The 24266-nt window shown below is 58.7% G+C and carries 23 protein-coding genes, 1 tRNA gene and 4 pseudogenes; 16 read left to right on the top strand and 12 right to left on the bottom strand.

Annotated features, from left to right (window positions below; all coding sequences use genetic code 11):
- Positions 1-116 precede the first annotated feature (116 nt).
- The 5 genes from secF to queA form a co-directional block, all read right to left on the bottom strand.
- Positions 117-1031 (bottom strand): protein translocase subunit SecF, encoded by a 915-nt coding sequence (gene secF, locus ACYZTU_RS06335; RefSeq protein ID WP_461968793.1) that lies wholly within the window; start codon positions 1029-1031, stop codon positions 117-119.
- Between the two features lie 9 nt (positions 1032-1040).
- Entirely contained in the window at positions 1041-2909 is a 1869-nt protein-coding gene (secD, locus tag ACYZTU_RS06330; RefSeq protein ID WP_461968791.1) for a protein translocase subunit SecD, read from the bottom strand.
- A 63-nt stretch (positions 2910-2972) separates the two neighbouring features.
- On the bottom strand, positions 2973-3308 hold the full coding sequence (gene yajC, locus ACYZTU_RS06325) for a preprotein translocase subunit YajC (protein WP_046046023.1): 336 nt from the start codon (positions 3306-3308) through the stop codon (positions 2973-2975).
- Between the two features lie 43 nt (positions 3309-3351).
- Positions 3352-4467, bottom strand: coding sequence for a tRNA guanosine(34) transglycosylase Tgt (gene tgt / locus ACYZTU_RS06320; protein WP_282375333.1), 1116 nt, complete (start codon positions 4465-4467; stop codon positions 3352-3354).
- A gap of 5 nt (positions 4468-4472) precedes the next feature.
- On the bottom strand, positions 4473-5537 hold the full coding sequence (queA, locus tag ACYZTU_RS06315; protein WP_461968789.1) for a tRNA preQ1(34) S-adenosylmethionine ribosyltransferase-isomerase QueA: 1065 nt from the start codon (positions 5535-5537) through the stop codon (positions 4473-4475).
- A 107-nt stretch (positions 5538-5644) separates the two neighbouring features.
- Here queA and ACYZTU_RS06310 point away from each other — a divergent pair.
- Positions 5645-5729, top strand: a tRNA-Leu gene (locus ACYZTU_RS06310).
- Positions 5730-5732: 3 nt separating this feature from the next.
- On the opposite strand, the gene ACYZTU_RS06305 is transcribed toward ACYZTU_RS06310, so the two are convergent.
- Complete coding sequence (locus ACYZTU_RS06305) at positions 5733-5873, bottom strand: hypothetical protein (RefSeq protein WP_461968788.1); 141 nt, start codon at positions 5871-5873, stop codon at positions 5733-5735.
- 13 nt (positions 5874-5886) lie between these two features.
- Between ACYZTU_RS06305 and ACYZTU_RS06300 the strand changes: the two genes are divergently transcribed.
- Positions 5887-6216, top strand: coding sequence for a hypothetical protein (locus ACYZTU_RS06300; RefSeq protein ID WP_461968786.1), 330 nt, complete (start codon positions 5887-5889; stop codon positions 6214-6216).
- A gap of 59 nt (positions 6217-6275) precedes the next feature.
- Here ACYZTU_RS06300 and ACYZTU_RS06295 read toward each other — a convergent pair whose 3' ends face one another.
- From ACYZTU_RS06295 to ACYZTU_RS06285, 3 genes and pseudogenes are all read right to left on the bottom strand, one after another.
- Positions 6276-6632, bottom strand: a complete 357-nt coding sequence (locus ACYZTU_RS06295; protein ID WP_461968784.1) for a DUF7079 family protein — start codon at positions 6630-6632, stop codon at positions 6276-6278.
- Positions 6617-7400: pseudogene (locus tag ACYZTU_RS06290) on the bottom strand (hypothetical protein). The gene ACYZTU_RS06295 and the pseudogene ACYZTU_RS06290 overlap by 16 nt, the downstream one beginning before the upstream one ends.
- A gap of 195 nt (positions 7401-7595) precedes the next feature.
- Positions 7596-7682, bottom strand: a pseudogene (locus ACYZTU_RS06285) (PAAR domain-containing protein); the annotation flags it as partial.
- Positions 7683-8197: 515 nt separating this feature from the next.
- On the opposite strand from ACYZTU_RS06285, the gene ACYZTU_RS06280 reads away from it, so the two are divergent.
- The 9 genes from ACYZTU_RS06280 (at position 8198) to ACYZTU_RS06240 (ending at position 17593) form a co-directional block, all read left to right on the top strand.
- Complete coding sequence (locus ACYZTU_RS06280; protein ID WP_461968782.1) at positions 8198-8509, top strand: DUF3077 domain-containing protein; 312 nt, start codon at positions 8198-8200, stop codon at positions 8507-8509.
- 265 nt (positions 8510-8774) lie between these two features.
- Positions 8775-9086, top strand: coding sequence for a DUF7683 domain-containing protein (locus tag ACYZTU_RS06275; protein WP_461970978.1), 312 nt, complete (start codon positions 8775-8777; stop codon positions 9084-9086).
- A gap of 328 nt (positions 9087-9414) precedes the next feature.
- Positions 9415-9891, top strand: coding sequence for a formate dehydrogenase subunit gamma (locus ACYZTU_RS06270; RefSeq protein ID WP_461968780.1), 477 nt, complete (start codon positions 9415-9417; stop codon positions 9889-9891).
- Entirely contained in the window at positions 9888-11426 is a 1539-nt protein-coding gene (locus ACYZTU_RS06265) for a formate dehydrogenase beta subunit (RefSeq protein WP_461968778.1), read from the top strand. Before ACYZTU_RS06270 ends, ACYZTU_RS06265 begins: the two co-directional genes overlap by 4 nt.
- The gene (gene fdhF / locus ACYZTU_RS06260; protein ID WP_461968776.1) at positions 11423-14305 is read left to right on the top strand and encodes a formate dehydrogenase subunit alpha; all 2883 of its coding nucleotides are present in this window, start codon (positions 11423-11425) and stop codon (positions 14303-14305) included. Before ACYZTU_RS06265 ends, fdhF begins: the two co-directional genes overlap by 4 nt.
- Complete coding sequence (locus ACYZTU_RS06255) at positions 14302-14523, top strand: formate dehydrogenase subunit delta (protein WP_282375241.1); 222 nt, start codon at positions 14302-14304, stop codon at positions 14521-14523. Before fdhF ends, ACYZTU_RS06255 begins: the two co-directional genes overlap by 4 nt.
- Positions 14524-14693: 170 nt before the next feature.
- A complete protein-coding gene (locus tag ACYZTU_RS06250) occupies positions 14694-16616 on the top strand; it encodes an alkaline phosphatase D family protein (RefSeq protein ID WP_461968774.1) in 1923 nt (640 codons plus the stop codon).
- A gap of 14 nt (positions 16617-16630) precedes the next feature.
- Positions 16631-17131 carry a P-loop NTPase family protein gene (locus ACYZTU_RS06245; RefSeq protein ID WP_461968772.1) on the top strand — a complete coding sequence of 167 codons (501 nt, stop codon included), beginning with the start codon at positions 16631-16633 and terminating at the stop codon, positions 17129-17131.
- A gap of 24 nt (positions 17132-17155) precedes the next feature.
- Positions 17156-17593: a bleomycin resistance protein gene (locus ACYZTU_RS06240; RefSeq protein ID WP_461968770.1), complete on the top strand. Its 438-nt coding sequence runs from the start codon at positions 17156-17158 to the stop codon at positions 17591-17593.
- 328 nt (positions 17594-17921) lie between these two features.
- Here ACYZTU_RS06240 and ACYZTU_RS06235 read toward each other — a convergent pair.
- A pseudogene (locus ACYZTU_RS06235) lies at positions 17922-18635 on the bottom strand (aminotransferase class III-fold pyridoxal phosphate-dependent enzyme); the annotation flags it as partial.
- A 4-nt stretch (positions 18636-18639) separates the two neighbouring features.
- Between ACYZTU_RS06235 and ACYZTU_RS06230 the strand changes: the two are divergent.
- The 3 genes and pseudogenes from ACYZTU_RS06230 to ACYZTU_RS06220 form a co-directional block, all read left to right on the top strand.
- Positions 18640-19051 (top strand): annotated as a pseudogene (locus ACYZTU_RS06230) (LysR substrate-binding domain-containing protein); the annotation flags it as partial.
- A 74-nt stretch (positions 19052-19125) separates the two neighbouring features.
- Positions 19126-20139 carry a sensor domain-containing diguanylate cyclase gene (locus tag ACYZTU_RS06225; RefSeq protein WP_461968768.1) on the top strand — a complete coding sequence of 338 codons (1014 nt, stop codon included), beginning with the start codon at positions 19126-19128 and terminating at the stop codon, positions 20137-20139.
- Positions 20136-20540 (top strand): GNAT family N-acetyltransferase, encoded by a 405-nt coding sequence (locus tag ACYZTU_RS06220; protein WP_461968766.1) that lies wholly within the window; start codon positions 20136-20138, stop codon positions 20538-20540. The genes ACYZTU_RS06225 and ACYZTU_RS06220 overlap by 4 nt, the downstream gene beginning before the upstream one ends.
- Before the next feature lie 12 nt (positions 20541-20552).
- Here the strand turns inward: ACYZTU_RS06220 and msrA are convergent, their stop codons facing one another.
- Together msrA and msrB are read right to left on the bottom strand one after the other, a co-directional pair.
- Positions 20553-21257: a peptide-methionine (S)-S-oxide reductase MsrA gene (gene msrA, locus ACYZTU_RS06215; RefSeq protein ID WP_461968764.1), complete on the bottom strand. Its 705-nt coding sequence runs from the start codon at positions 21255-21257 to the stop codon at positions 20553-20555.
- Positions 21258-21325: 68 nt separating this feature from the next.
- The gene (gene msrB / locus ACYZTU_RS06210) at positions 21326-21844 is read right to left on the bottom strand and encodes a peptide-methionine (R)-S-oxide reductase MsrB (RefSeq protein WP_461968762.1); all 519 of its coding nucleotides are present in this window, start codon (positions 21842-21844) and stop codon (positions 21326-21328) included.
- A gap of 151 nt (positions 21845-21995) precedes the next feature.
- Between msrB and ACYZTU_RS06205 the strand changes: the two genes are divergently transcribed.
- Together ACYZTU_RS06205 and ACYZTU_RS06200 are read left to right on the top strand one after the other, a co-directional pair.
- Positions 21996-22712 (top strand): response regulator transcription factor, encoded by a 717-nt coding sequence (locus ACYZTU_RS06205; RefSeq protein ID WP_461968760.1) that lies wholly within the window; start codon positions 21996-21998, stop codon positions 22710-22712.
- On the top strand, positions 22709-24229 hold the full coding sequence (locus ACYZTU_RS06200) for a sensor histidine kinase (RefSeq protein WP_461968758.1): 1521 nt from the start codon (positions 22709-22711) through the stop codon (positions 24227-24229). Before ACYZTU_RS06205 ends, ACYZTU_RS06200 begins: the two co-directional genes overlap by 4 nt.
- Positions 24230-24266 lie beyond the last annotated feature (37 nt).

Raw genomic sequence — 24266 nt, 5'->3', positions numbered from 1 at the left:
ACCTCCTGACCATCACATGCGGGACACGCCCGCGCTTCTCCCAGCCTTGGAGCATAAAAAAAGGCGCGAGTTCAACTCGCGCCTTTTTTTGGCAGACAACTGGAAGGCGATGGCCGTTATGGGCGGTCGTCGACTTCCTTATCGGTAGCCACTGCAGGAATCAGATCCTCGGTGCTCAGGTTCAGCCAGATCAGCACGACGTTGGCGATGTAGATCGACGAGTAAGTACCCGCCAGAACACCGACGAACAGCGCGATGGAGAAGCCGAACAAATTGTCGCCACCGAAGAACAACAGGGCCGCAATCGCCAGCAAGGTGGAGATCGAAGTCGCCATGGTCCGCAGCAAGGTTTGCGTGGTCGAGATGTTGATGTTCTCGATCAAGCTGGCCTTGCGCAGGACTCGGAAGTTCTCACGAACCCGGTCGAATACCACGATGGTGTCGTTGAGCGAGTAACCGATGATCGCCAGCACCGCCGCCAGCACCGTCAAGTCGAAGGTGATCTGGAAGAACGACAGGATACCAATGGTCACGATCACGTCGTGGATCAGCGAGACAATGGCACCGATCGCAAACTTCCACTGAAAGCGGAAAGCCAGGTAGATCAGAATACCGCCGAGCGCCATCAGCATGCCGAGGCCGCCCTGGTCGCGCAGCTCTTCACCCACCTGAGGGCCAACGAACTCGACGCGCTTGACCACGGCCGGGTTGTCGCCACCGACCTTCTGCAGCGCTTCCGCCACTAGATGGCCCAGCTGCGGATCCTCACCCGGCATGCGCACCAGCAGATCGGTAGTCGCACCAAAGCTCTGCACGATCGCCTCGTGATAACCCGAAGTGGCCAGCTGCTCTCGCACCTTGGTGACATCGGCCGGACGTTCGTAGGTCAGCTCGATGAGCGTACCGCCGGTGAAGTCCAGGCCCCAGTTCATGCCCTTGGTGGCGACGCTGAACAATGCCAGCAAGGTAAGAAACAATGTGACGCCGAACGCAACGTTGCGAACGCCCATGAAGTTGATTGTACGTAACATGGCAGCCCCTTAAATCCACAACTTCTTGAAGTCACGACCGCCGAAGATCAGGTTGACCATCGCGCGGGTCACCATGATGGCCGTGAACATCGAGGTAAAGATCCCGAGGGACATGGTCACTGCGAAGCCTTTGACCGGGCCAGTGCCCATCGCAAAGAGAATCCCGCCGACCAACAGCGTTGTCAGGTTGGCGTCGAGAATCGCAGTAAATGCCCGGCCGAAGCCTTCGTTGATTGCCCGCTGTACGGTCATGCCCGCCGCGATCTCTTCGCGTATCCGCGAGAAGATCAGAACGTTGGCGTCGACCGCCATACCCATGGTCAACACGATACCGGCGATACCCGGCAGGGTCAGCGTTGCACCCAGCAGCGACATCAGGGCCAGCAGCATCACCATGTTCACGGTCAGCGCGACGGTGGCAATGATGCCGAAGAAGCGGTAGATGGCGATGATGAACAGCGAGACAAACAGCATGCCCCACAGCGATGCATCGACACCCTTGAGGATGTTGTCGGCACCCAGGCTTGGGCCAATGGTGCGCTCTTCAGCGAAGTACATCGGTGCAGCCAGACCACCGGCACGCAACAGCAGCGCCAGTTCGGACGACTCGCCCTGGCCGTTCAGGCCAGTGATGCGGAATTGAGCACCCAGCGGCGACTGGATGGTCGCCAGGCTGATGATCTTCTTCTCTTCCTTGAAGGTTTGAACCGGCACGTCTTTCTCGACGCCGTTAACCATTTTCTTGACGTAAGTAGTGACCGGACGCTGCTCGATGAAGATCACCGCCATGCTGCGACCGACGTTGCTGCGGGTCGCACGACTCATCAGCTCGCCACCGTGACCATCCAGACGGATGTTCACTTCCGGCGTGCCTTGCTCGCCGAAGCCAGCCTTGGCATCGGTGACCTGGTCACCCGTGATGATCAAGCCACGCTCGATTTGCGCTGACGGACGATTGCCTTCACGGAATTCGAAGCTTTCAGAAGTGGCTTTCGATGCGCCAGGCTCAGCGGCCAGACGGAACTCAAGGTTGGCCGTCTTGCCGAGGATACGCTTGGCTTCGGCGGTGTCTTGCACGCCCGGCAGCTCAACCACGATGCGGTTGGCGCCCTGACGCTGAACGATGGGTTCGGCAACACCCAGCTCGTTGACGCGGTTACGTACCGTGGTCAAGTTCTGCTTGATGGAGTATTCGCGGATTTCCGCCAGCTTGGCCGGGGTCATCGCCAGACGCAGCACCGCCTGACCATTGAGGTCGGCCGGAACAATGTCGAAATCGCTGAAGCTCTTGCGGATCAGTGCACGGGCCTGTTCGCGGGACGCTTCATCACTGAAACCCAGCTGTATGGCACCATCGAGTTGTGGCAGGCTGCGATAGCGCAGTTTCTCTTTACGCAACAGGCTCTTGACGTCGCCTTCGTAGACTTTCAAGCGCGCGTCGAGGGCTTTGTCCATGTCCACTTCGAGCAGGAAATGCACACCACCGGACAAGTCCAGACCCAGCTTCATCGGGTGCGCGCCAAAGCTGCGTAGCCATTGCGGGGTGGTTTGCGCCAGGTTCAGTGCAACGACGTAGTCATCACCCAATGCCTTGCGCACGACGTCTTTGGCAGGCAGCTGGTCTTCAGCCTTGGTCAGACGAATCAGACCGCCCTTGCCGTTCGCTGCCAGGGTGGCAGCCTTGACGTTGATCCCGGATTCCTTGAGCGCTGTGCCCACACGATCCAGATCAGCCTGAGTCACTTGCAGCGCAGTGCTTGCACCACTGACCTGAATAGCCGGGTCATCAGGATATAGATTGGGAGCGGAATAAATCAGACCGACCGCTAGCACCGCCAGGATCAGAATGTATTTCCACAGAGGGTATTTGTTCAGCATCACGCCGCCCGCTTATGACGCGGGGCGCCTTGCGCGCCCCGTCGATTGAGTAAAAGTTGAAACTTAGATCGCTTTCAGCGTGCCTTTTGGCAGCGTGGCGGCGATGGCGCCTTTCTGAAACTTCATTTCGATGGTGTCGGAAACTTCCAGAACAACGAAATCGTCTGCCACTTTAGTGATCTTGCCGGCGATACCACCGGTGGTCACAACTTCGTCGCCTTTCTGCAAGCTGCCGAGCAGGTTCTTCTGCTCTTTGGCGCGCTTGGCCTGTGGACGCCAGATCATCAGGTAGAAGATGACCAGGAAACCGACCAGGAAAATCCACTCAAAACCACCACCCATTGGGCCTGCCGCAGGTGCAGCAGCGTCAGCCATGGCATTAGAGATAAAAAAGCTCATTTAGCACTCCAGTTGCAAATGTTGAATCTTGGGGTCAGAAAACTCAGTCCAAAGGCGGAACAGCAAGCCCGCGTTTGGCGTAAAAGGCATCGACAAAGGCGGCCAATGTACCCTGTTGAATAGCCTCGCGCAAACCAGCCATAAGCACCTGGTAATGGCGCAAATTGTGGATGGTATTCAACATGCTACCCAGCATTTCGCCGCACTTGTCCAGATGGTGCAGATACGCACGGGAGAAGTTCTGGCAGGTGTAGCAATCGCAGGTCGGATCCAGCGGCGAATCATCATGGCGATGGAACGCGTTACGGATCTTCAGCACGCCTGTATCAATGAACAGATGCCCATTGCGGGCATTACGGGTTGGCATCACGCAATCGAACATGTCCACACCGCGGCGCACACCCTCAACCAGATCTTCCGGTTTGCCAACGCCCATAAGGTAACGAGGTTTGTCAGCCGGCATCTGACCTGGCAGGTAGTCGAGCACCTTGATCATCTCGTGCTTCGGCTCGCCCACAGACAGGCCGCCAATGGCCAGGCCATCGAAGCCGATCTGGTCAAGACCTTCCAGCGAACGCATGCGCAAATCCTGGTGCATGCCACCCTGAACGATGCCGAACAGCGCCGCCGTGTTGTCGCCATGGGCTTCTTTCGAACGCTTGGCCCAACGCAACGACAGCTCCATGGAAATCCGCGCGACGTCTTCGTCGGCCGGGTAAGGCGTGCATTCGTCAAAGATCATCACGATGTCCGAGCCCAGATCACGCTGGACCTGCATCGACTCTTCCGGGCCCATGAACACTTTGGCGCCGTCGACAGGAGAAGCGAAGGTCACGCCCTCTTCCTTGATCTTGCGCATCGCGCCGAGGCTGAACACCTGGAAACCACCGGAATCGGTCAGAATCGGGCCTTTCCACTGCATGAAATCGTGCAGGTCACCGTGCTTCTTGATCACTTCGGTGCCAGGACGCAGCCACAAGTGGAAGGTGTTACCCAGAATGATTTCCGCGCCAGTGGCAGTGATATCCCGCGGCAGCATGCCCTTGACGGTGCCGTAAGTGCCCACCGGCATGAACGCCGGGGTCTCGACGGTACCGCGTGGAAAGGTCAAACGACCGCGACGAGCCTTGCCGTCAGTGGCCAGCAGTTCAAACGACATACGACTCATACAGTTTCCTCAGGGCCCGATTCTTTAGGGGCAGTCGGCGCAGGATTACGGGTGATAAACATCGCATCACCGTAGCTGAAAAAGCGGTAACCATGCTCCACCGCTGCTTTATAGGCAGCCATGGCTTCGGGATAACCGGCGAATGCCGAAACCAGCATCAACAGCGTGGATTCGGGCAAATGAAAGTTGGTGACCAGGGCATCGACCACATGAAACGGACGGCCCGGGTAGATAAAGATGTCAGTGTCGCCACTGAACGGTTTGAGCACGCCATCGCGTGCGGCACTTTCCAGGGAGCGCACGCTGGTGGTCCCCACGGCCACCACGCGCCCGCCGCGCGCGCGGCAGGCTTCGACTGCATCGACCACGTTTTGACCGACTTCCAGCCACTCACTGTGCATGTGGTGGTCTTCGATCTTCTCGACGCGCACCGGCTGGAACGTGCCCGCACCGACGTGCAACGTCACGAACGCCGTCTCGACGCCCTTGGCGGCAATCGCCTCCATCAGCGGCTGATCGAAATGCAGCCCCGCCGTCGGCGCCGCCACCGCGCCCAGGCGCTCGGCGTAGACCGTCTGATAACGCTCGCGGTCCGAGCCTTCATCCGGACGGTCTATATAAGGAGGCAACGGCATGTGCCCGACGCGATCGAGCAGCGGCAACACCTCTTCGGCGAACCCCAGCTCGAACAACGCATCGTGACGCGCCAGCATCTCGGCCTCGCCACCGCCATCGATAAGGATCTTCGAACCCGGCTTCGGCGACTTGCTGGACCGCACATGGGCCAGCACGCGGTGACTGTCGAGCACCCGCTCCACCAGGATTTCCAGCTTGCCGCCGGAAGCCTTCTGGCCAAACAGCCGCGCCGGAATCACCCGGGTATTGTTAAACACCATCAAATCGCCCGGGCGCAAATGCTCCAGCAAATCAGTGAATTGACGGTGTGCCAGGGCGCCGCTGACCCCATCCAGGGTCAACAGGCGACTGTTGCGACGCTCGGCCAGAGGGTGGCGAGCGATCAGCGAATCAGGGAGTTCGAAAGTAAAGTCAGCAACGCGCATGATGGGGTTCGTCTAGCAGGGGCCGGAAGTCTAGCCGAAATAGTGAAAATTCTCTATGTACCTGATTGACCGACGGTAATCTCATCTCTATACTTCGCCGCCATTGAGCCCTGATGGCGGAATTGGTAGACGCGGCGGATTCAAAATCCGTTTTCGCAAGAAGTGGGAGTTCGAGTCTCCCTCGGGGCACCAAAATTAAGAAAGGTCTTGCTTTGCAAGGCCTTTTTTTTCGCCTATAGAAAAGACATTGCGCCCCGCCTCGATCCAGGAGATGCCGAAGGCTGCGATCTTTTGGTCTTGCGCTTCCACGCCGCCCAAACCGGCGGAACATTTCACAAGGATTCCCTCCATGGAATTGCTACTGGAAACCGTCGCTCTCTTCTCCCTCAAGCTCACTTACGAGACGGAGGATTCAAGTCCGATTGTGCGGGATGATCTGATGATGAGTGATTATGAGAGGGAGGTGTTTGGGTTGTTGGTGCGCCGGGGGGATGTTAAGGCGATCCAGAGGAAAGTGGATGAATGCCTGAGTCTGGCGCTGAATGCCCTCGGCGGTGTTGATACAGTCCTGGGCCGCGAACTGCATAGGTTGTCAGCAGATTTCAGCGTTGCGCGGACGATGGAGCAGCTTGATGCCCCACTCATCGCGCTCAAGGATTATCTGAAAGATATACAGTGAGTGATGTTGTTGAGCGCGATACCAGCTCCCCGCTGAGAGTGGTTGTTTCGAAAAGAGAACTAAAGTCTGTTGGTTATTTCCTTCCATATATCGGCATATCTATATCTGAGCCACGCAACCAGAACTTTGTCAAACTGCCTCTGAAACCAATTTTTTTCTCTCGCTGCAAGTCTCTCTTCAATCATGGCATTGAGCGAGTCCGGCTCAAAACCCGTCCAAACTGGCGGAACGGCTGATTCGATGTTTGTAAAGCACACAGGCGCGACTTCTGAGTAAAGAACTTCATTAACTGTCTGAAGCTCAAAGCCTCTTACTTGCTCCGCTATATAGTCGTAATCTACCGGCGCGTCGACAAATGCATCAGACAGGGCGGTTCTGATTTTTGACAGTTCAGGCTGACTCAAAATATATCCCAATGTGAAAACTCCTCTAGCTCCTCATCGAGCGAATCCGCTACCGCTTCACCGGCTACGCCACCAGCGACGGTTCCCACCAAGACAACAGCAATTGCGCAAATGGGAGCACCAGGCCCACAAAGAGCGCTGACTCCAAGCCCTGCAAGAAGGCCTCCCACAGCACCACTACCTACGATGATGCCTTGACGCGCCGTTTCCTTTGGCTTGTTTTCAGCATTCAGAATTTGATAGGTCGCGAGGGCGGCGGTGACTAGAATCCCGAGCTTCCCCATCATGCGCATTTTTTGAGTGCCTTTCGTGAACGAGGCATCGTCCCGACCGGCCGCTTCCAGAATTGTGTAGTGGATTTTGGTTTGTTCTGCTGGAGAAAGGTTGATGTATTTCTTTTTAAAGAGACGCTCGGAGTAACGGTCAAACAGCGAGTTAAGCGTCCTGCCATCGGGCTTCTTTTTTTGGACGATGGCTAGACCTTGGGCGGATGTGTATTTGCGATGCTCCATCATGATCTTGTTTCTCATTTCATGACTGAACTGTACGCCCTCATGCGCGGTAATTTTCCCTGCTTTGACGTCCGCCAATGTTTGCATGAGACATGCGCCTGATATTTTTCATGTAGCTCGCCCGGACCTTTTCGTCAGAGACAGCATCCAGAGAAAATCTCAGAGCAGTCCCCTCCATTAGTTCCAGGGCTCTGTTGAGTGGAGAGTCTGTTAACGAGTGTTCACGTTGAATGACATAGCTGCCGGTGACAAGGTACGGTTCAGTCATAGGATGTTCCTTATCCTAAAATTTTATTCAAAAGGCTTTCTGTAAGAGACGAAGTATCGGTTGTCGAATTCTCGTCGAACTTGAGCATCAAACACACTTTTCCTGAGGGGTTAGGAAATTTAACAGCGTTGTCCCTGTTAAATACGCCTGGAAGTGTTGATCCATCCTCAAAATGCGCCGTACACGATAAACCTTCGAGCCTGTCGCGATAGGATTGGTACCGTGCCCCGGTAGCGGGCAACTTGAAGGGTCGGTTTTACGCGCTGCTGGCTTAGCCAAGATGACCTCCTGTCATTGGATCCTGATTTGGCAAATAACCTAACAGATTGCTGCGGCTGCTGCGTACTTCCCAGCGAGGAAAAGGGACAGACCGGATTTTCTTGATTCAGGTGATTGCAAACGAATCTTCAAGGTTGCGGGGAGGGGTTCTGCACGATACCCTCCCACCGTCGCTGCCAATTCAGCGACCGGGTGTGGTAACCCGAGTTATTCAAGGCGCTACAGCGCCCCCATCACGATTGAAGGCGCTTTTTTTATGCCAGCAAGCGTGAGTTATGGCAGCTGTGCGTGGGACGTCTTCGGACGTGCCGGTTTCCTTGATTCCCGGTTTACCACCCTGCGCACAGCTGTCACCCATTCGTGTGGTAACGAACGTGGCAGCTCCTCATATCAAGGAGTCTGATAATGCGCAGCATCAATCCGTACAAAATTTGGCTTTCCCCTCAACGCAGTTCCCAATTGCGTAACGCCCCACCATCCACCCTCTCCCATCGCCTCTCCCTCATCGGAGGTGGTAAATGACCGATCAACCCGAACTCACAACCATCGGCCTTACACCTGCCATCTACTGCGCGAATCAGCCGCTGTTCCATGTCACTTGCGGCGTTCCCCTCGGTGATGCGTTAGCCATGGCTTCTGATTTTCTGTTCCTCGCCAAGAAGCTTACCGAAGATTCTGCTTACGCCAGAGACACCGACCGCCACGCTTGGGCCGCGCACTATTTGACAGCGATGAGCAAGGCGGTGGTGGATGATGCGGTGAAGGTGCTGACGCGGGATCGGGATAATGAGTTGGCGTCCAAGCGGGCGGAGGGGATGGCTGAGGGGTAGCGGGTAAAAACCCCGGACTCTGTCTGGCGATCGAAGCTACGTATGGCAGTTGTAGGGGCGGGCTTGCTTGTGAGGATTGTGGGCATTCCGCGGGTTGGTGGTTGGCTTGCGTTTTTCGCGAGCGGGCTCGCTCCTACATGGGGTTGTGTTTCTGTTTGGTGATTTGCGTTGGCTGGTCTGGCGCTTTCGCGGGCAAGCCCGCTCCCACAGGGGTTTTGTGTGTTGATTGGGATTTGGGGTTGGTCTCGGGTATTTGGGGCTTTCGATGGTCTGCTCAGGGCAGATGCTGAGAGTTCGACTACGAAACGGAAATTCGGAACAAACCAGCAGACTCAACAAGGAAAGTAGAGCCATGAGGCGTGTGATTAGGGGAGTTTCTGAAGGCGAGGATTTCGCGTCCTATGAAAGGGAAATCCCGGTTTCCGTCGAGGATCTCAAGCCGATCATGGGGTGGGCGAAGGACGATAACTGCGTATATGGCTATCGGCTTACAGCGGAACAAATCAACGCTATAGAGCCGCTCTGCTCCCTAGAATTACCCACGGATCTGATGCTTTTTCTGACGTGCAATGCTTGATATATATCAGGCATCGACAAGCCCTCAGGGCATTAGCCCAGTGAGTGAACACCCCGCACCACACTCATCTAGACTTAATGGATAGTCGTAGGCAGAACCGAACACGTCGCTTTGGTGCAGTTGAATCAAAAGCGCCATGGCAAGCTGCTTTTATGCCCTTTAAGAGGTGCGGCGAAGACCGCATCGGGCACAACAAGATGCCCGCCAAGGGTGCCCTGGCCACCGGCCTGAAATTGCCACGATACCGTGACGTGGTGTGAGTGCCGCAGCCGACACTTTCGGACGACCGACAACCGCCTGGTTTGTCCGTGACCGTGAGGATTGCTGAATGCCTGATGAGATGTTGCACCTGCCGATGGTCAACAGCCTGCTGGAGCGCCACAAGGGCTCCCCCGGCGCACTGTTGCCCATTCTTCATGATATTCAGGAACACATCGGTTACATCCCCGATGCCGCCATCCCCGAGATTGCCCACGCGCTAAACCTGAGTCAGGCCGAGGTTCGCGGGGTGATCAGCTTCTACCATGACTTCCGCACCGCGCCTCCGGCTCGGCATATCCTGCGTCTGTGCCGGGCTGAGTCGTGCAAGAGTCGCGGTGCCGAGCAGCTCGCCGCGCAGTTGCGCGAACGTTTGCAACTGGACGATCACGGCAGTAGTGCCGATGGCAACATCAGTCTGCGTCCGGTGTATTGCCTCGGCGCTTGCGCTTGTTCGCCCGCTCTGGAATTAGATGGCCAGGTGCATGCGCGACTTAGTGCCGAGCGTCTGGATGCGCTGCTCGACGCTTGCCGGGAGGACGCATGATGCCGCGTCTTTATCTGCCCGCTGATTCGCTGGCCCGTGCCGTGGGTGCTGATGAAGTGGCCTTGGCGCTCTCAAATGCGGACCTGCAACGCACCAGCTCGCGCGGTCTGTACTGGCTAGAACCGCTGCTGGAAGTGGACACCCCGCAAGGCCGAATCGGCTTCGGCCCGTTGACCGCTGCCGATGTGCCGTCCGTGCTCGAGGCGCTGCAAGGCGAGCCCTCCGCTCATCCACTGGCCTTGGGTCTTGTGGAGGAGTTGCCTTACCTCAAGTCTCAACAACGCCTGCTGTTCGCCCGCGCCGGTATTACCCGGCCGCTGTCGCTGGACGATTACCGAGCCCACGGCGGTTTCGAGGGTTTAAACAGGGCCGTCACCATGGGCGGCGAGCAGACCGCGACGGCGGTGTTCGATTCAGGCCTGCGTGGCCGTGGCGGCGCAGCCTTCCCGGCCGGGATCAAATGGCGCACGGTGCGCGCCACCCAGGCCGCGCAGAAATACATTGTGTGCAACGCCGATGAAGGCGATTCCGGCACCTTCGCCGATCGCATGTTGATGGAAGGCGACCCCTTCCTGCTGATCGAAGGCATGGCCATTGCCGGCATCACCGTCGGCGCCAGCTACGGCTACATTTATGTGCGCTCGGAATATCCACAGGCCGTGGCCACGTTGCGCGAGGCGCTGGACATCGCCCGGTCCAACGGTTACCTCGGCGCCAATGTCGGCGGCAGCGGCCAGGCCTTCGATATGGAAGTGCGGGTTGGGGCTGGCGCTTATATCTGCGGTGAGGAAACCGCGCTGCTGGACTCGCTCGAAGGCAAGCGCGGGATCGTCCGCGCCAAGCCGCCGATCCCCGCCTTGAAGGGTTTGTTTGGCCTGCCAACGCTGGTGCACAACGTGCTGACCCTGGCCTCGGTGCCGCTGATTCTGGCCAAGGGCGCGCAGTTCTATCGCGATTACGGCATGGGCCGCTCCCTGGGCACCATGCCCTTCCAGCTGGCGGGCAATATTCGTCACGGCGGTCTGGTGGAACGGGCCTTTGGCCTGACCCTGCGCGAACTGGTGGAAGACTACGGCGGTGGTACCGCCAGTGGCCGGCCGCTGAAGGCCGCTCAGGTTGGCGGTCCGCTCGGCGCCTGGGTGCCACCGTCGCAATTCGACACGCCGCTGGATTACGAGGCGTTCGCCGCCATCGGCGCCATGCTCGGTCACGGTGGTGTGGTGGTGGCTGACGACAGCCTGGACATGGCCCATATGGCGCGCTTCGCCATGCAGTTCTGCGCCGAGGAGTCCTGTGGCAAATGCACCCCATGCCGCATCGGCTCGACCCGGGGCGTGGAGGTGATCGACCGCCTGCTGGCCGCACCTGACCAGAACAGTCGTGATGAACAGGTGATCATCCTTAAGGACCTGTGCGACACCCTGCAATACGGTTCGCTGTGCGCGCTGGGCGGCATGGTCTCCTTTCCGGTCGCCAGCGCCCTCAAGCACTTCCCCGCTGACTTCGGTCTGCAAGCCTCGGAGGCCGACCAATGATCACTCTCTTCGACCCGAAAACCGATATCGATCTTGGCACCCCGGCCCGCGACAGTCAGGTGCAGATCACCCTGAACATCGACGGCCGCAGCATCAGCGTGCCCGAAGGGACCTCGGTGATGCGCGCCGCTGCGCTGCTGGGCACCACCATTCCTAAACTGTGTGCCACCGACAGCCTGGAAGCCTTCGGCTCCTGCCGCATGTGCCTGGTGGAGATCGACGGCATGCGCGGCTACCCGGCGTCCTGCACCACGCCGGTCACTGAAGGCATGAGCGTGCACACCCAGACGCCGAAGCTCGCGACCCTGCGTCGCAACGTCATGGAGCTGTACATCTCCGATCACCCGCTGGACTGCCTGACCTGCTCGGCCAACGGCAACTGCGAACTGCAAACCGTCGCCGGCCAGGTCGGCCTGCGGGAGGTGCGTTACGGCTATGAAGGCGACAACCATCTGGCCGACGTGAAGGACACGTCCAACCCCTATTTCGACTTCGACCCGAGCAAGTGCATCGTCTGCAACCGCTGCGTGCGCGCCTGCGAAGAAACCCAGGGCACTTTTGCCCTGACCATTACCGGGCGCGGTTTCGAATCCCGGGTCGCGGCCGCCGGTGGCGAGAACTTCCTCGACTCGGAATGCGTGTCCTGCGGCGCCTGTGTGCAAGCCTGTCCTACCGCGACCTTGATGGAAAAAAGTGTGGTGGAACTGGGGCAGCCCGAACGCAGCGTGATCACCACCTGTGCCTATTGCGGCGTGGGCTGCTCGTTCCGCGCCGAGATGAAAGGCGACAAGCTGGTGCGCATGGTTCCCGACAAGAACGGCCAGGCCAACCACGGCCACTCCTGCGTCAAAGGGCGCTTTGCCTGGGGTTACGCGACTCACCCAGATCGCATCACCACACCGATGATCCGCAAACATATCAACGACCCTTGGCAGGAAGTCAGCTGGGATGAAGCGGTGACCTACGCCGCCAGCGAATTCCGCCGGCTGCAGCAAACATACGGCCGCGACTCCATTGGTGGCATCACCTCCAGCCGCTGCACCAACGAAGAAACCTACCTGGTGCAAAAACTGGTGCGCGCCGCGTTCGGCAACAACAACGTCGACACCTGTGCGCGGGTCTGCCACTCGCCGACCGGCTATGGCTTGAAACAAACCCTGGGCGAGTCCGCGGGCACCCAGAGTTTCGACTCGGTGATGCAGGCCGACGTGATCCTGGTAATGGGCGCCAACCCCAGCGACGCCCACCCGGTGTTCGCCTCCCAGCTCAAACGCCGCCTGCGTGAAGGCGCGCGGCTGATCGTCATCGATCCGCGACGCATTGATCTGGTGGACTCGGTGCATGCCCGCGCCGAACTGCACCTGGCCCTGCGCCCGGGCACCAACGTCGCCATGCTCAACGCCCTGGCCCACGTCATCGTCACCGAAGGCCTGCTCGACCAGGCCTTTATCGACGCCCGTTGCGAGGGCAGCGATTTCGCTCGCTGGAGCGAGCTCGTCAGCCGTCCGGAAAACTCGCCGGAAGCCCTTGGCGACATTTGCGGTGTAGCCGCTGCCGACATCCGTGCCGCCGCCCGTTTGTATGCCACCGGCGGCAACGCGGCGATTTATTACGGCCTGGGCGTCACCGAGCACAGCCAGGGCAGCACCGCGGTGATGGGCATCGCCAACCTGGCCATGGCCACTGGCAACATCGGCCGCGAAGGCGTGGGCGTGAACCCGCTGCGTGGGCAGAACAACGTTCAGGGCTCCTGCGACATGGGCTCTTTCCCCCACGAGTTGCCCGGCTACCGGCACATCTCCAACGAGGTTGTACGGGCGCAGTTCGAACAGGCCTGGAACGTCACCCTGCAACCCGACCCGGGCCTGCGCATTCCCAACATGTTCGAAGCCGCCCTGGGCGGCAGCTTCAAGGGCTTGTATTGCCAGGGCGAAGACATCGCCCAGAGCGATCCGAATACTCAGCACGTCACCGCGGCGCTGTCGGCCATGGAGTGCGTGGTGGTGCAGGACATTTTCCTCAACGAAACCGCCAAGTTCGCCCACGTGTTTCTGCCGGGATGCTCATTCCTGGAAAAAGACGGCACGTTCACCAACGCCGAGCGGCGCATCTCCCGGGTGCGCAAGGTCATGGAACCTCTGGGCGGCAAGGCCGACTGGGAAGGCACCGTGGCCCTGGCCAATGCCCTGGGCTATCCGATGAACTACAAGCATCCATCGGAAATCATGGATGAAATCGCCAGCCTGACGCCGACCTTCACCAACGTCAGCTACGCCGAACTGGAGCGCCACGGCAGCCTGCAATGGCCGTGCAACGCCGCGGCACCGGACGGCACGCCGACCATGCACATCGAGCAATTCGTGCGCGGCAAGGGGCGTTTCATGCTCACCGGCTACGTGCCCACCGAGGAAAAGGTCAACAATCGCTATCCGCTGCTGCTGACCACCGGGCGCATCCTCAGCCAGTACAACGTCGGCGCCCAGACCCGGCGTACCGAAAACGTCGCCTGGCACGACGAAGACCGCCTGGAAATCCACCCGACCGACGCCGAGAGCCGTGGTATCAACGAAGGTGACTGGGTCGGCATCGGCAGCCGCGCCGGACAGACCGTACTGCGTGCGCGGGTCACCGAACGGGTCGCCCCAGGCGTGGTGTACACCACCTTCCACTTCCCTGAATCGGGGGCCAACGTCATCACCACCGACAACTCCGACTGGGCCACCAACTGTCCGGAGTACAAGGTCACCGCCGTGGAAGTCAGCCGCGTCTACCACCCTTCCGAGTGGCAAAAACGCTACCAGGAATTCAGCGACGAACAGGACCGTTTGCTCAAAGACCGCCGCCAGGCGCGTGGCGCTAAAGCGGAGGTACGTCGATGAGCACTGCCAACCTGATCAAAATGGTCAACCAGATCGCCCAGTACTTCGCCAGTGAACCGGACCAGCAACTGGCCGTGCTCGGCGTGCGTAATCATCTGCAGATGTACTGGACGCCCGGCATGCGCAAGGAGTTGCTGGCCTGGCAGACAGAGCATCAGGGGGCAGAGTTGCACCCTTTGGCGCAGGCGGCGGTCAGTGGGGCGGGCTGGGAGGCTTAGGTTCACACACGATCCCTTGGGATTAGCCCCGAGTTTTTCGGGGCTTTCACTTGTGCAGTGCATGGCCGGCGGGCTGCCAGTTATTGCCTTGACTGTCGGATTCAAGCCAGTTGCCATTCATTGACATCAGCTGCGTTATCATCCTGCGCTTCTCTGTTCCAAGCACCCGGATGTCCATGTCTTTGCCACTGCCAGACGATCATCAATCCCTGCCCCCTGTCCTGGTCGGGCCGTTGTTACGACGGCTGGAGCCCACGCGTCTGGTGATGTGGCTGGTGGGGTCGCGGGCATTGCCGCTGACGTTGCGTCTGCAAGATCGCGACGATATCCACCTCGACGCGCGTCAGTGCACGATCATTGCGGTGGGCACCCAGGCCTTTGTTCATTTGATCGATGTATCGCTGGACGTCGCCCTGCCCTGCGACACGTTAATCGAATACGACCTGCTGATTGACGACGCTGGCGCAGGCATCGCCGATTGGGCCCCGCACTTGCTGTACGGCGACGCCCGTTGCCCAAACTTCGTCCTGCGTAAACGGGTCGATCAACTGCTGCATGGTTCTTGCCGCAAACCTCACCATCCGGCCCCGGACGGTTTGCTGTGTGTCGATCGTTTGCTGGAGACCGAACCGGACGCGCACAAACGTCCGGCGCTGCTGATGATGAGCGGCGATCAGGTGTACGCCGACGATGTCGCAGGCCCAATGTTGCGAGCCATCCATGCCTTGATCGCGCGGCTGGGATTGTTCGGCGAATACCTCGAAGGTGCGGTGGTCAGCGACAGCGCCAAGCTCTACGAGGATCCCGCCAGTTACTACCATCGTGCGGATTTGTTACCGGCGCTGAAGAGCAACGAAACCCTGCGCGAGCGATTTTTCGGCGGGGTGCGTAAGCCGATTTTCACCAGCAGCAGTGCTGACAATCATCTGGTGACGTTCGCCGAGGTCATGGCCATGTACCTACTGGTGTGGTCACCGACGCCCTGGACGTTGATCGCTCCAAAACCGCCAAAATTGATTCCCGAAAGACGCGAGCGTTATGCGCTGGAGCAAACGTGCATCGATGATTTCAAAGCGGGTCTGGGGGGTGTCGCCCGAGTGTTCGCCCATCTGCCGTGCCTGATGATTTTCGACGATCACGATATTACCGATGACTGGAATCTTTCCGCGCAATGGGAGGAAACGGCCTACGGTCATCCGTTCTCCAAGCGCATCATCGGTAACGCGCTGATTGCTTATATGTTGTGTCAGGGCTGGGGCAACAACCCGGATGCATTCGACGGCGTGCTGGAAAAAACCCGTTTACTGAGTGCCACAGGGCAGGACCATTATCTCGACAGCGACGTTCAGGACGGTTTGATCGATGAGCTGCTGAAGTTTCAGAACTGGCATTACGTGCTGCCCACTAGCCCGGCCATTGTCGTGCTCGACACCCGCACCCGGCGCTGGCGCAGTGAGATGACCCTCAAGCAGCCTTCGGGTTTACTGGATTGGGAAGCACTCAGCGAACTGCAACAGGAGCTGCTCGATCACCCCTCGGCGATCATCGTTTCACCGGCACCGATCTTCGGCGTCAAACTGATCGAAACGATACAGCGGGTCTTCAGCTGGTGTGGTTATCCTCTGCTGGTGGATGCCGAAAACTGGATGGCCCATCGCGGCGCGGCCCAGGTCATCCTGAACATTTTCCGACACTCGCGCACGCCCGGTAACTACGTGGTGCTGTCGGGTGATGTGCATTATTCCTTCGTCTACGAAGTATTGATCCGACACCGCAAGGCCGGTCCGCGAATCTGGCAGATCACCAGCAGCGGCATCAAAAACGAATTCCCACCCGCGCTGCTCGAGTGGTTCGACCGCCTCAACCGCTGGCTCTACTCGCCGCGCTCGCCGCTGAACTGGCTGACCAAGCGTCGGCGCATGCGCATTGTTCCGCATGTCCCGGAACATGCTGAAGCGGGTGAACGGCTGTGGAATTCGGCGGGGATCGGGCAGGTGTTCTTTAATGAAAAAGGACAGCCGCAGGAAATTTATCAGCACAACTCAAACGGTTTGCCGAAGACGCGGATGGTTGCGCCTGAAAACGAAGACTGAAATGGCGAGTCATCATGAACCTAACCCGAACCCTGATCATCGGCAATTCCGGCTCCGGCAAGAGTTGGCTGGCTAAACGATTGGCAGAACAACTTCAGGCTTCGAGGATCGATCTCGACCTGATTCACTGGTTGTCCGACGAACACAGCATCCCCCGCCCCCGTGCCGAGGCACTGGGAATGGCGCGAGTAGCAGCAGGTGAAGAGCGCTGGGTGATCGAGGGTGTTTACGGCTGGATCGTCAGCGAACTTATCCACCGCGCTACGACATTGATTTGGTTGTGTGTTGAAGACGAAAGCTGCGTGGCCAATGTTCGTCAGCGAGAAAACAATCAGGACGACGACACGTTGCTGATAGCGTTGCTGGAATGGGCCGGCAGTTACCGGGCCCGCGAAGACTCCAGTGGATTTTCCGCGCACCAACGTCTGTTCGAAGCGTTCAGTGGTTCAAAAATCAAACTCAGGAATCGAACCGAAATCACGGCATTTGCGAACACCCTGCTACACGCCGACTAATCACACTGTTTCCCAAGGATGCGTATGTTTGCACGGAGCAAGTTAGTCCCCGAATTAATGGTCACAGACGTCAAGAAAAGCCTTCACTTCTGGACATCCCTGATCGGTTTTCAAATCGCCTATGAACGCCCCGAAGTCGGTTTTGCCTACCTCGATCAAAAGGGTGTTCAAATCATGCTGGAGCAATACGACCCGGCCGAAGGCCAGTGGGTAACCGGCGCACTGCAACCGCCGTTTGGTCGAGGCATAAACTTTCAAATCACGGTTGATGTCGTCGAGCCGATACTCCAGCGTCTGGCCGACGCTGAATGGCCGCTGTTTCGTCCCTGCGCCGATGTCTGGTATCGCGCGGAGGCGGTGGAAGTCGGCCAACGCGAATTTCTGGTGCAGGACCCGGACGGTTATCTGGTTCGATTGGTGGAGAGTTTGGGCGAGCGGCCGTGTTCGCCCGTCAGCCACTGAGCCAAGAGATGGCTTGTTATTCGGATCGGGATTACATCGATCACGGAAACGTCTTTTGGTAAGTCGATGGATACTGAGCGTCTGTCAAATGCGGAGAACACGATGCATACAGTCCAACACTCACATTGTCGCGAACACGCTGAAAAATGCTCTGCGGCCAATTCCAAAGCAGACGATGAAACCACCTACCTTCTCAGCTCTGAAACCAATGCGGCGCGTCTGTTCAAGTCGATACACAATATGCGTTCCAGGCAAACCAAAACCGAGCACTCAATCAGTTCTATCGCGACGTCGTCCCTCAAACGAGACGACGCCCATTTAGAAGTTATCAGGCCACCTTCACCGCCCGACACACCCCTCTGACAATCATCTCAACTTCCCGCTCATCAATCGTCAGCGGCGGCAGCAAGCGAATGGTCTTGCCCCGTGTCACGTTGATCAGCAAGCCGTGATCCCGTGCGGCGATCAGGGTCAGGTCGCGAATCGGCTGTTTGAGTTCGATGCCAATCATCAAACCCTGGCCGCGGATCTCCAGGACGTTCGGGTCGTCCGCCAATTCGATGCGCAATCTGGCGAGCAAGCGTTCGCCCTGAAGTTTGGCGTTTTCCAGCAGCCCTTGTTCTTCGATGATCTCCAGCACGGTGCAACCCACGCGGCAGGCCAATGGATTGCTGCCGAAGGTGCTGCCGTGACTGCCGGGGGTGAAGAGATCGGCGGCTTTGCCCCGGGCCAGGCAGGCGCCGATGGGAATGCCGGTGCCCAGGCCTTTGGCCAGGGTCATGACGTCCGGAACGATGCCTTCGTGCTGAAAGGCAAACCACTGGCCGGTGCGGCCGATGCCAGTCTGGATTTCGTCGAGCATCAGCAACCCCGCGCGCCGATTGCAGAGTTCGCGAATGGCTTTCAGGTAATCGGGCGGGGCCATTTGGACACCGCTTTCACCCTGAATCGGTTCCATCAGGATCCGCACGCCCAGACGTTGCTCCAGCGCCCGTAGGTGATTGCCGACCATGGTCGTGGATATTTCGCACTGGAAGGCGGCTCGGTGTGCATCACCGGAGTATTTGACGCGCAAAGGCACACCTGAGAAACCTGATGAGCTGCAACACCACGACTGTCTGTCCTTTGCCTATCCGGCCGGGGATGATTGGCAGTCGGTGGAAAAACATTGGCGCCTGGCCGGTCCCGAAGGCGAAGTGGCGGTAGCGGTCAATGGACCGATGTTGATCAAACAGTTCGGCAGGACTGCATCAAGCGGCGCGAACCGGTATTGGCATCGTGGTGTTGCCTGATGCGTTGATGGAGCAAGATCTCAAGGACGGAAAACTGGTGGCATTGATGCAGAATTACTTGCCGCCGAGCCGACCGATGAACCTGATGTATGCCCAGGATCGCTACCGTTTGCCAAAACTGCGTAGTTTCGTCGACTTTGCCTTGCAGAGATGGGGCAAGCACTAGCCGACCGAATACGCCATGCACTAATCTCCTCGACTGGCGGGTCACTTTGATATCGGACGGCAGGGAGAGCAGAGATGGGTGAGGCGTCGAATATCGAGTCGTTGAAATTCAATCTGTCGGATTTGAACGAAGACATGTTGCACACCATTCTGGAATTGGTCAGCGACGGCATCTGGGACTGGAACGCCAACACAGGGTTCGTCTATCGCAACCCCGGGTGGTACAAGATGCTCGGCTATCCGCCGCATTCCCTGGATAACAACGTGTTGACTTGGGAAAACGTGATCCATCCCGACGATTACCTGCAGGTTATGGCGTTGTTCGATGACTACCTGAGTCAGCGAGCGCCCGGCTATCAGGCGGAGTATCGCTGCCGCATGCAGGATGGCAGCTATACCTGGATCGAAGACCGTGGCTACGTACTGGCGCGCAATGCCGACGGCTCGGTGGCACGGATGGTCGGCGCACACCGCAGTATCGAAGACAAGAAGCGCCTGTTCGAAGCGCTTGAACGTCGTAATCAATCCCTTGAAGCGATCGTTGAAGAGCGCACCCGGGAGCTTTCCCGGGTCAATCTGCAACTGCAAATTCAACTCGAAGAAAACCGCAAACTGGCAGAAACCGATGCACTGACATCGATCGCCAACCGCTATCGCCTGGAAAAAGCCCTGCCCCAGGAATGCGACCGCGCCCAACGCTTTCGACAGCCACTGTCGCTGATTACCATGGACCTCGACGACTTCAAATGCATCAACGATCACTATGGGCATGCGCTGGGTGATGCGGCATTGGTGCAAGTGGTCGAGAGCGTGAAGCACTGCGTGCGTGAAGGCGATCTGCTCGCGCGTTGGGGCGGTGACGAGTTCATCATGATCCTTCCCAATACCCCACTCGCCGACGCCCGGACCCTCGCCGAGAAAATCCGCCACGGCCTTGCCGACTTGCTGCCGATCGGGGACTTTAAAGTGAGCATGAGTTTTGGCGTGGTTCAGCGCTTTGAAGAAGAACAACAGACCGGGTTGCTGGCCAGGGCCGATCAAGCGCTGTACCGTTCGAAGATAGCGGGCAAGAATGTGATTTCGGGATGAACAATGTCTTGCATGTCCGCGATGTACTGCCCTCGGAAGTAGAGTCCGTACGCCATTTTCTGGGGCAGAACGGATGGGCTCACCGCACAGGCTCCGCTGAACATTTTGCGCAGTTGATCACTAACTCCCAACGCACCGCCCTTGCTGTGAAGAACGCCCGCATTGTCGGTTTTGCCCGAGGCATCACTGACGGCCTTTCAAACGGTTATCTGTCGATGGTCGTCGTCTGTGCGCAGCATCGACGTGATGGTATCGGGCGTGCACTGGTTGAGCATGTCATGGGCGAGAACGCCGACATTACCTGGGTTCTGCGAGCAGGCCGGGAAGGCGCTTCGGATTTCTTTTCAAGCCTGGGTTTTGAAGCGTCGACCATTGCGATGGAGCGCCCACGTCGTAAATAACACACCCGCCATTCACATCCCCGCCTTCACCAAAACCGGTTTCTCCTGATACCGATCCGGATACAGCTGCTTCAACTGCGCGACCTTCGGTAGATCGTTGATCACGATATAGGGATAGGTCGGATGCTCGGTCAGAAAGTCCTGATGCTCTTCCTCCGCCGGGTAGAAACCGTTGTAGGTTTCCAGCTTCGTGACAATAGGTTTGTTGAACGAATGAGCGGCGTCGAGCTGGGTAATGTAGGCCTGAGCGATACGTTGCTGTTCGCTGTTTTCCGGGAAAAGCGCCGAGCGATACTGAGTGCCGCTGTCAGGTCCCTGACGGTTGAGTTCGGTAGGATTGTGAGCCACCGAAAAGTAGATTTGCAGCAAGGTGCCATAGCTGACCTGACGGGGGTCGAAGGTGACTTCCACGGATTCCGCATGACCGGTATCGCCCTCGCTGACCCGCTCGTACTGAGCGGTGTTGGCTGCACCGCCGGCGTAACCGGAGACAGCTTTCGTCACCCCTTTTACATGTTGGAACACGCCTTGGACACCCCAGAAGCAACCGCCGGCGAAGACTGCGGTTTCGCTGTGAGCCTGGGTGGTTCCGTCGAGGCTGGGTGGAGGAATGATGACCGCGTCTTCGGCACCGAAAGAGAACGCTGAGCAGTGGCCAATGACGCCGGCAGCGGCCAGGCCCAACAGGGCGCGGCGCCAGGTGAATAGGGTTTTCATGAAGCTGATTCCTGAATAAATGGAATGACGATCAACCGAACGTAAACGCAAAAAGATGTGTCCATGGCTCAAGCCGCCTGCGGCTCGAACGTCATCGCCAGGCCGTTCATGCAGTACCGCAAGCCAGTGGGTTTGGGCCCATCGTCGAAGACATGGCCCAAATGACCGCCACAACGCCGACAGTGAACTTCTTCGCGCAACACCCCGAAGGAGCGGTCCTGGCGAGTGGCCACAGCCTTGTCCAGTGGTGCCCAGAAGCTCGGCCAACCGGTGCGGCTGTCGAACTTGGTCGCGGAAGAAAACAGCGGCAGTTGGCAACCGGCACAGGCAAAAATACCTTCACGGTGCTCGTTGTTCAGCGGGCTGCTGTAGGCCCGTTCGGTGCCCTCTTCGCGCAGGATTTCGTACTGCTCGGCGCTGAGCATGGCGCGCCATTCTCCGTCACTGTGAGTCACCTCGAACACCTCCGTCGCACTGGCGTCACTGACGAGCGCAGAACTTGCGGAAAATTTTGGCAATACACCGATGACCAGGGCTGCAGCGCCTAGCCCGCCGCCTGCTACGAGAAACTGTCGCCGTGAAAACATGGTCGTCTCCGAAAAATCCAGGTGCCTGTCATGGAACACAGCCTAGGCTTGGGTTGATCGCCAAATCCTCACGAGAAGTTAAACAATTCGTGATAACTCCGGCCCCGGAAAACCCGCACAATGCGCTCATTGCGCCGAAGGATTGAGCTTGATGGAACAGACCAAACGCGTCCTCGTGGTCGAGGACGACCTGCACATCGCCGACCTGATCTGCCTGCATCTGCGCGATGAGCAGTTCGAGGTGGTGCACTGCGCCGATGGCGATGAAGGCATGCGACTGCTGCAGCAAGGAAGCTGGGACGCACTGATCCTCGACCTGATGCTGCCCGGCGTCGACGGCCTGGAAATCTGCCGCCGCGCCCGCGCCATGGCCCGCTACACACCGATCATCATTACCAGTGCACGATCCAGCGAAGTGCACCGGATTCTCGGGCTCGAACTCGGCGCCGACGATTACCTGGCCAAGCCCTTCTCCATGCTCGAACTGGTGGCCCGGGTCAAAGCGCTGTTGCGACGGGTCGACGCCATGGCCCGCAACTTGAAAATGGACGCCGGTAGCTTGATCACGGACGGTCTCTCCATTGACCCGATTACGCGCGATGTGTCCCTTGACGGTCGCCGCCTCGACCTCACGCCACGGGAGTTCGACCTGTTGTATTTCTTCGCTCGTCAGCCCGGCAAAGTGTTCTCGCGCATGGACCTGCTCAACGCGGTCTGGGGCTACAGCCATGAAGGTTACGAGCACACGGTCAACACACACATCAACCGCCTGCGGGCAAAGATCGAAGCAGATCCGGCACAACCGGCGCGCATCCTCACGGTGTGGGGACGAGGCTACAAATTCGTGGCCAAGGAGCAGCAACCGTGAGACTGACCCTGACGCAGCGCCTGTCTCTGGTTTTCGCCGTGTTGCTGCTGGTGTGTTGCGGCACGTCGGCATGGATGCAGGTGCGCGCCAACCAGATGCATGAGCTGGAAGTGGTGCAAGGGCTGTCACGGGATCTGGCCCAACACATCGCCCATGACACCGTATTGATGGACACCAAAGGCCTGATGCCCGACGCCGTGCGCGACCTGTTCAGCCAGTTGATGCTGGTCAACCCCAGTGTCGAGGTGTATCTGCTCGACACCGAGGGCAAGATTGTCGGCAGTGCTGCGCCCGAGGGTCGGATACGCCGGGAGCGGGTCGACCTGGCGCCGATCCAGCGCCTGCTCAAGGGCGATACCCTGCCGATTCTCGGCGACGATCCGCGCAGCGTCGATGGCCGCAAGGTGTTCAGCGCCGCGCCATTACAGGTCAGCGGCAAACCGGCGGGCTATCTCTATGTGGTGCTGCTCAGCGAAGAGCGCGACCGCTTCGCCGAACGCGGCGCCACCAGCGCCGCCCTGAATACCGCGCTGTTGTCCATCGGGCTGGTGGCGTTGCTGTGCCTGATTGCCGGTCTCACGGCATTCACCCTCATCACCCGCCCTTTGCGCCGTTTGACCGAAACCGTCAGCCAGTTCGACATTGATGGCGCTCCGGTAACGCCACCTGCATCCGTCCCGCTGGAAAAAGCCGCCAGCCACGATGAAATCGCCATACTCGACGCGGCCTTCCGGCAGATGCAAGCGCGCCTCGGTGAACAATGGCGTTCGTTGACCCGCCAGGATCAGGAACGCCGCGAACTGGTGGCAAACATCTCCCACGACCTGCGCACGCCTTTGGCCTCGCTGCACGGTTATCTGGAAACCTTGTCGCTCAAGGACGCCACGTTGTCCCCCACCGACCGCCGCCGTTACCTGGGCATCGCGCTGGATCAAAGCCGCAAGGTGGGTGGTCTGGCGCAATCGCTGCTGGAACTGGTGCGACTGGAACATGGTTTTGTGCAACCGGTGCTGGAGCGCTTCTCGCTGACCGATCTGGTGCAGGACATTTTCCAGAAATTCGAACTGACGGCCGAGGCGCGCCAGGTCGAACTCAAGGCCACCTTCGCACCCAATGTTTCAGCCGCCTTCGCCGACCTTGGATTGATCGAGCGGGTGCTGACCAACCTGTTCGACAACGCCCTGCGCCATACCCCCCGAGGTGGAGAAATCGAACTTGGCCTGCGCCCTCAAGGGCCGTTTATCGAAGTCACCGTCAGCGACACCGGCCCCGGCATCGCCGCCGAATTGCGCGAAGGTCTGTTCCTGCGCCCATTCAACATAGGCGGCGCACGGCGTGATGGCGGACTGGGGTTGCGGATCGTGCACCGGATCCTGCAATTGCACGGCCGCGAGATCCAGCTGATTGATGTTCCCGGACGCGGCGCGACCTTCCGGTTTTCGTTGGCGGTGGACCAGCAAACGGCCGAGCAATGGGCGGTTCGGTCGATGAATCTGAATTCGATGGGGAATCCGTGACAACGCCGCCTCGGTCCAATAGATTAGACGGCCTGAA

It is taken from the genome of Pseudomonas sp. HLT2-19-2 (assembly GCF_054898005.1).
Note: the sequence above shows the minus strand (reverse complement) of the source record. Positions and strands in the feature narration are given on the sequence as shown.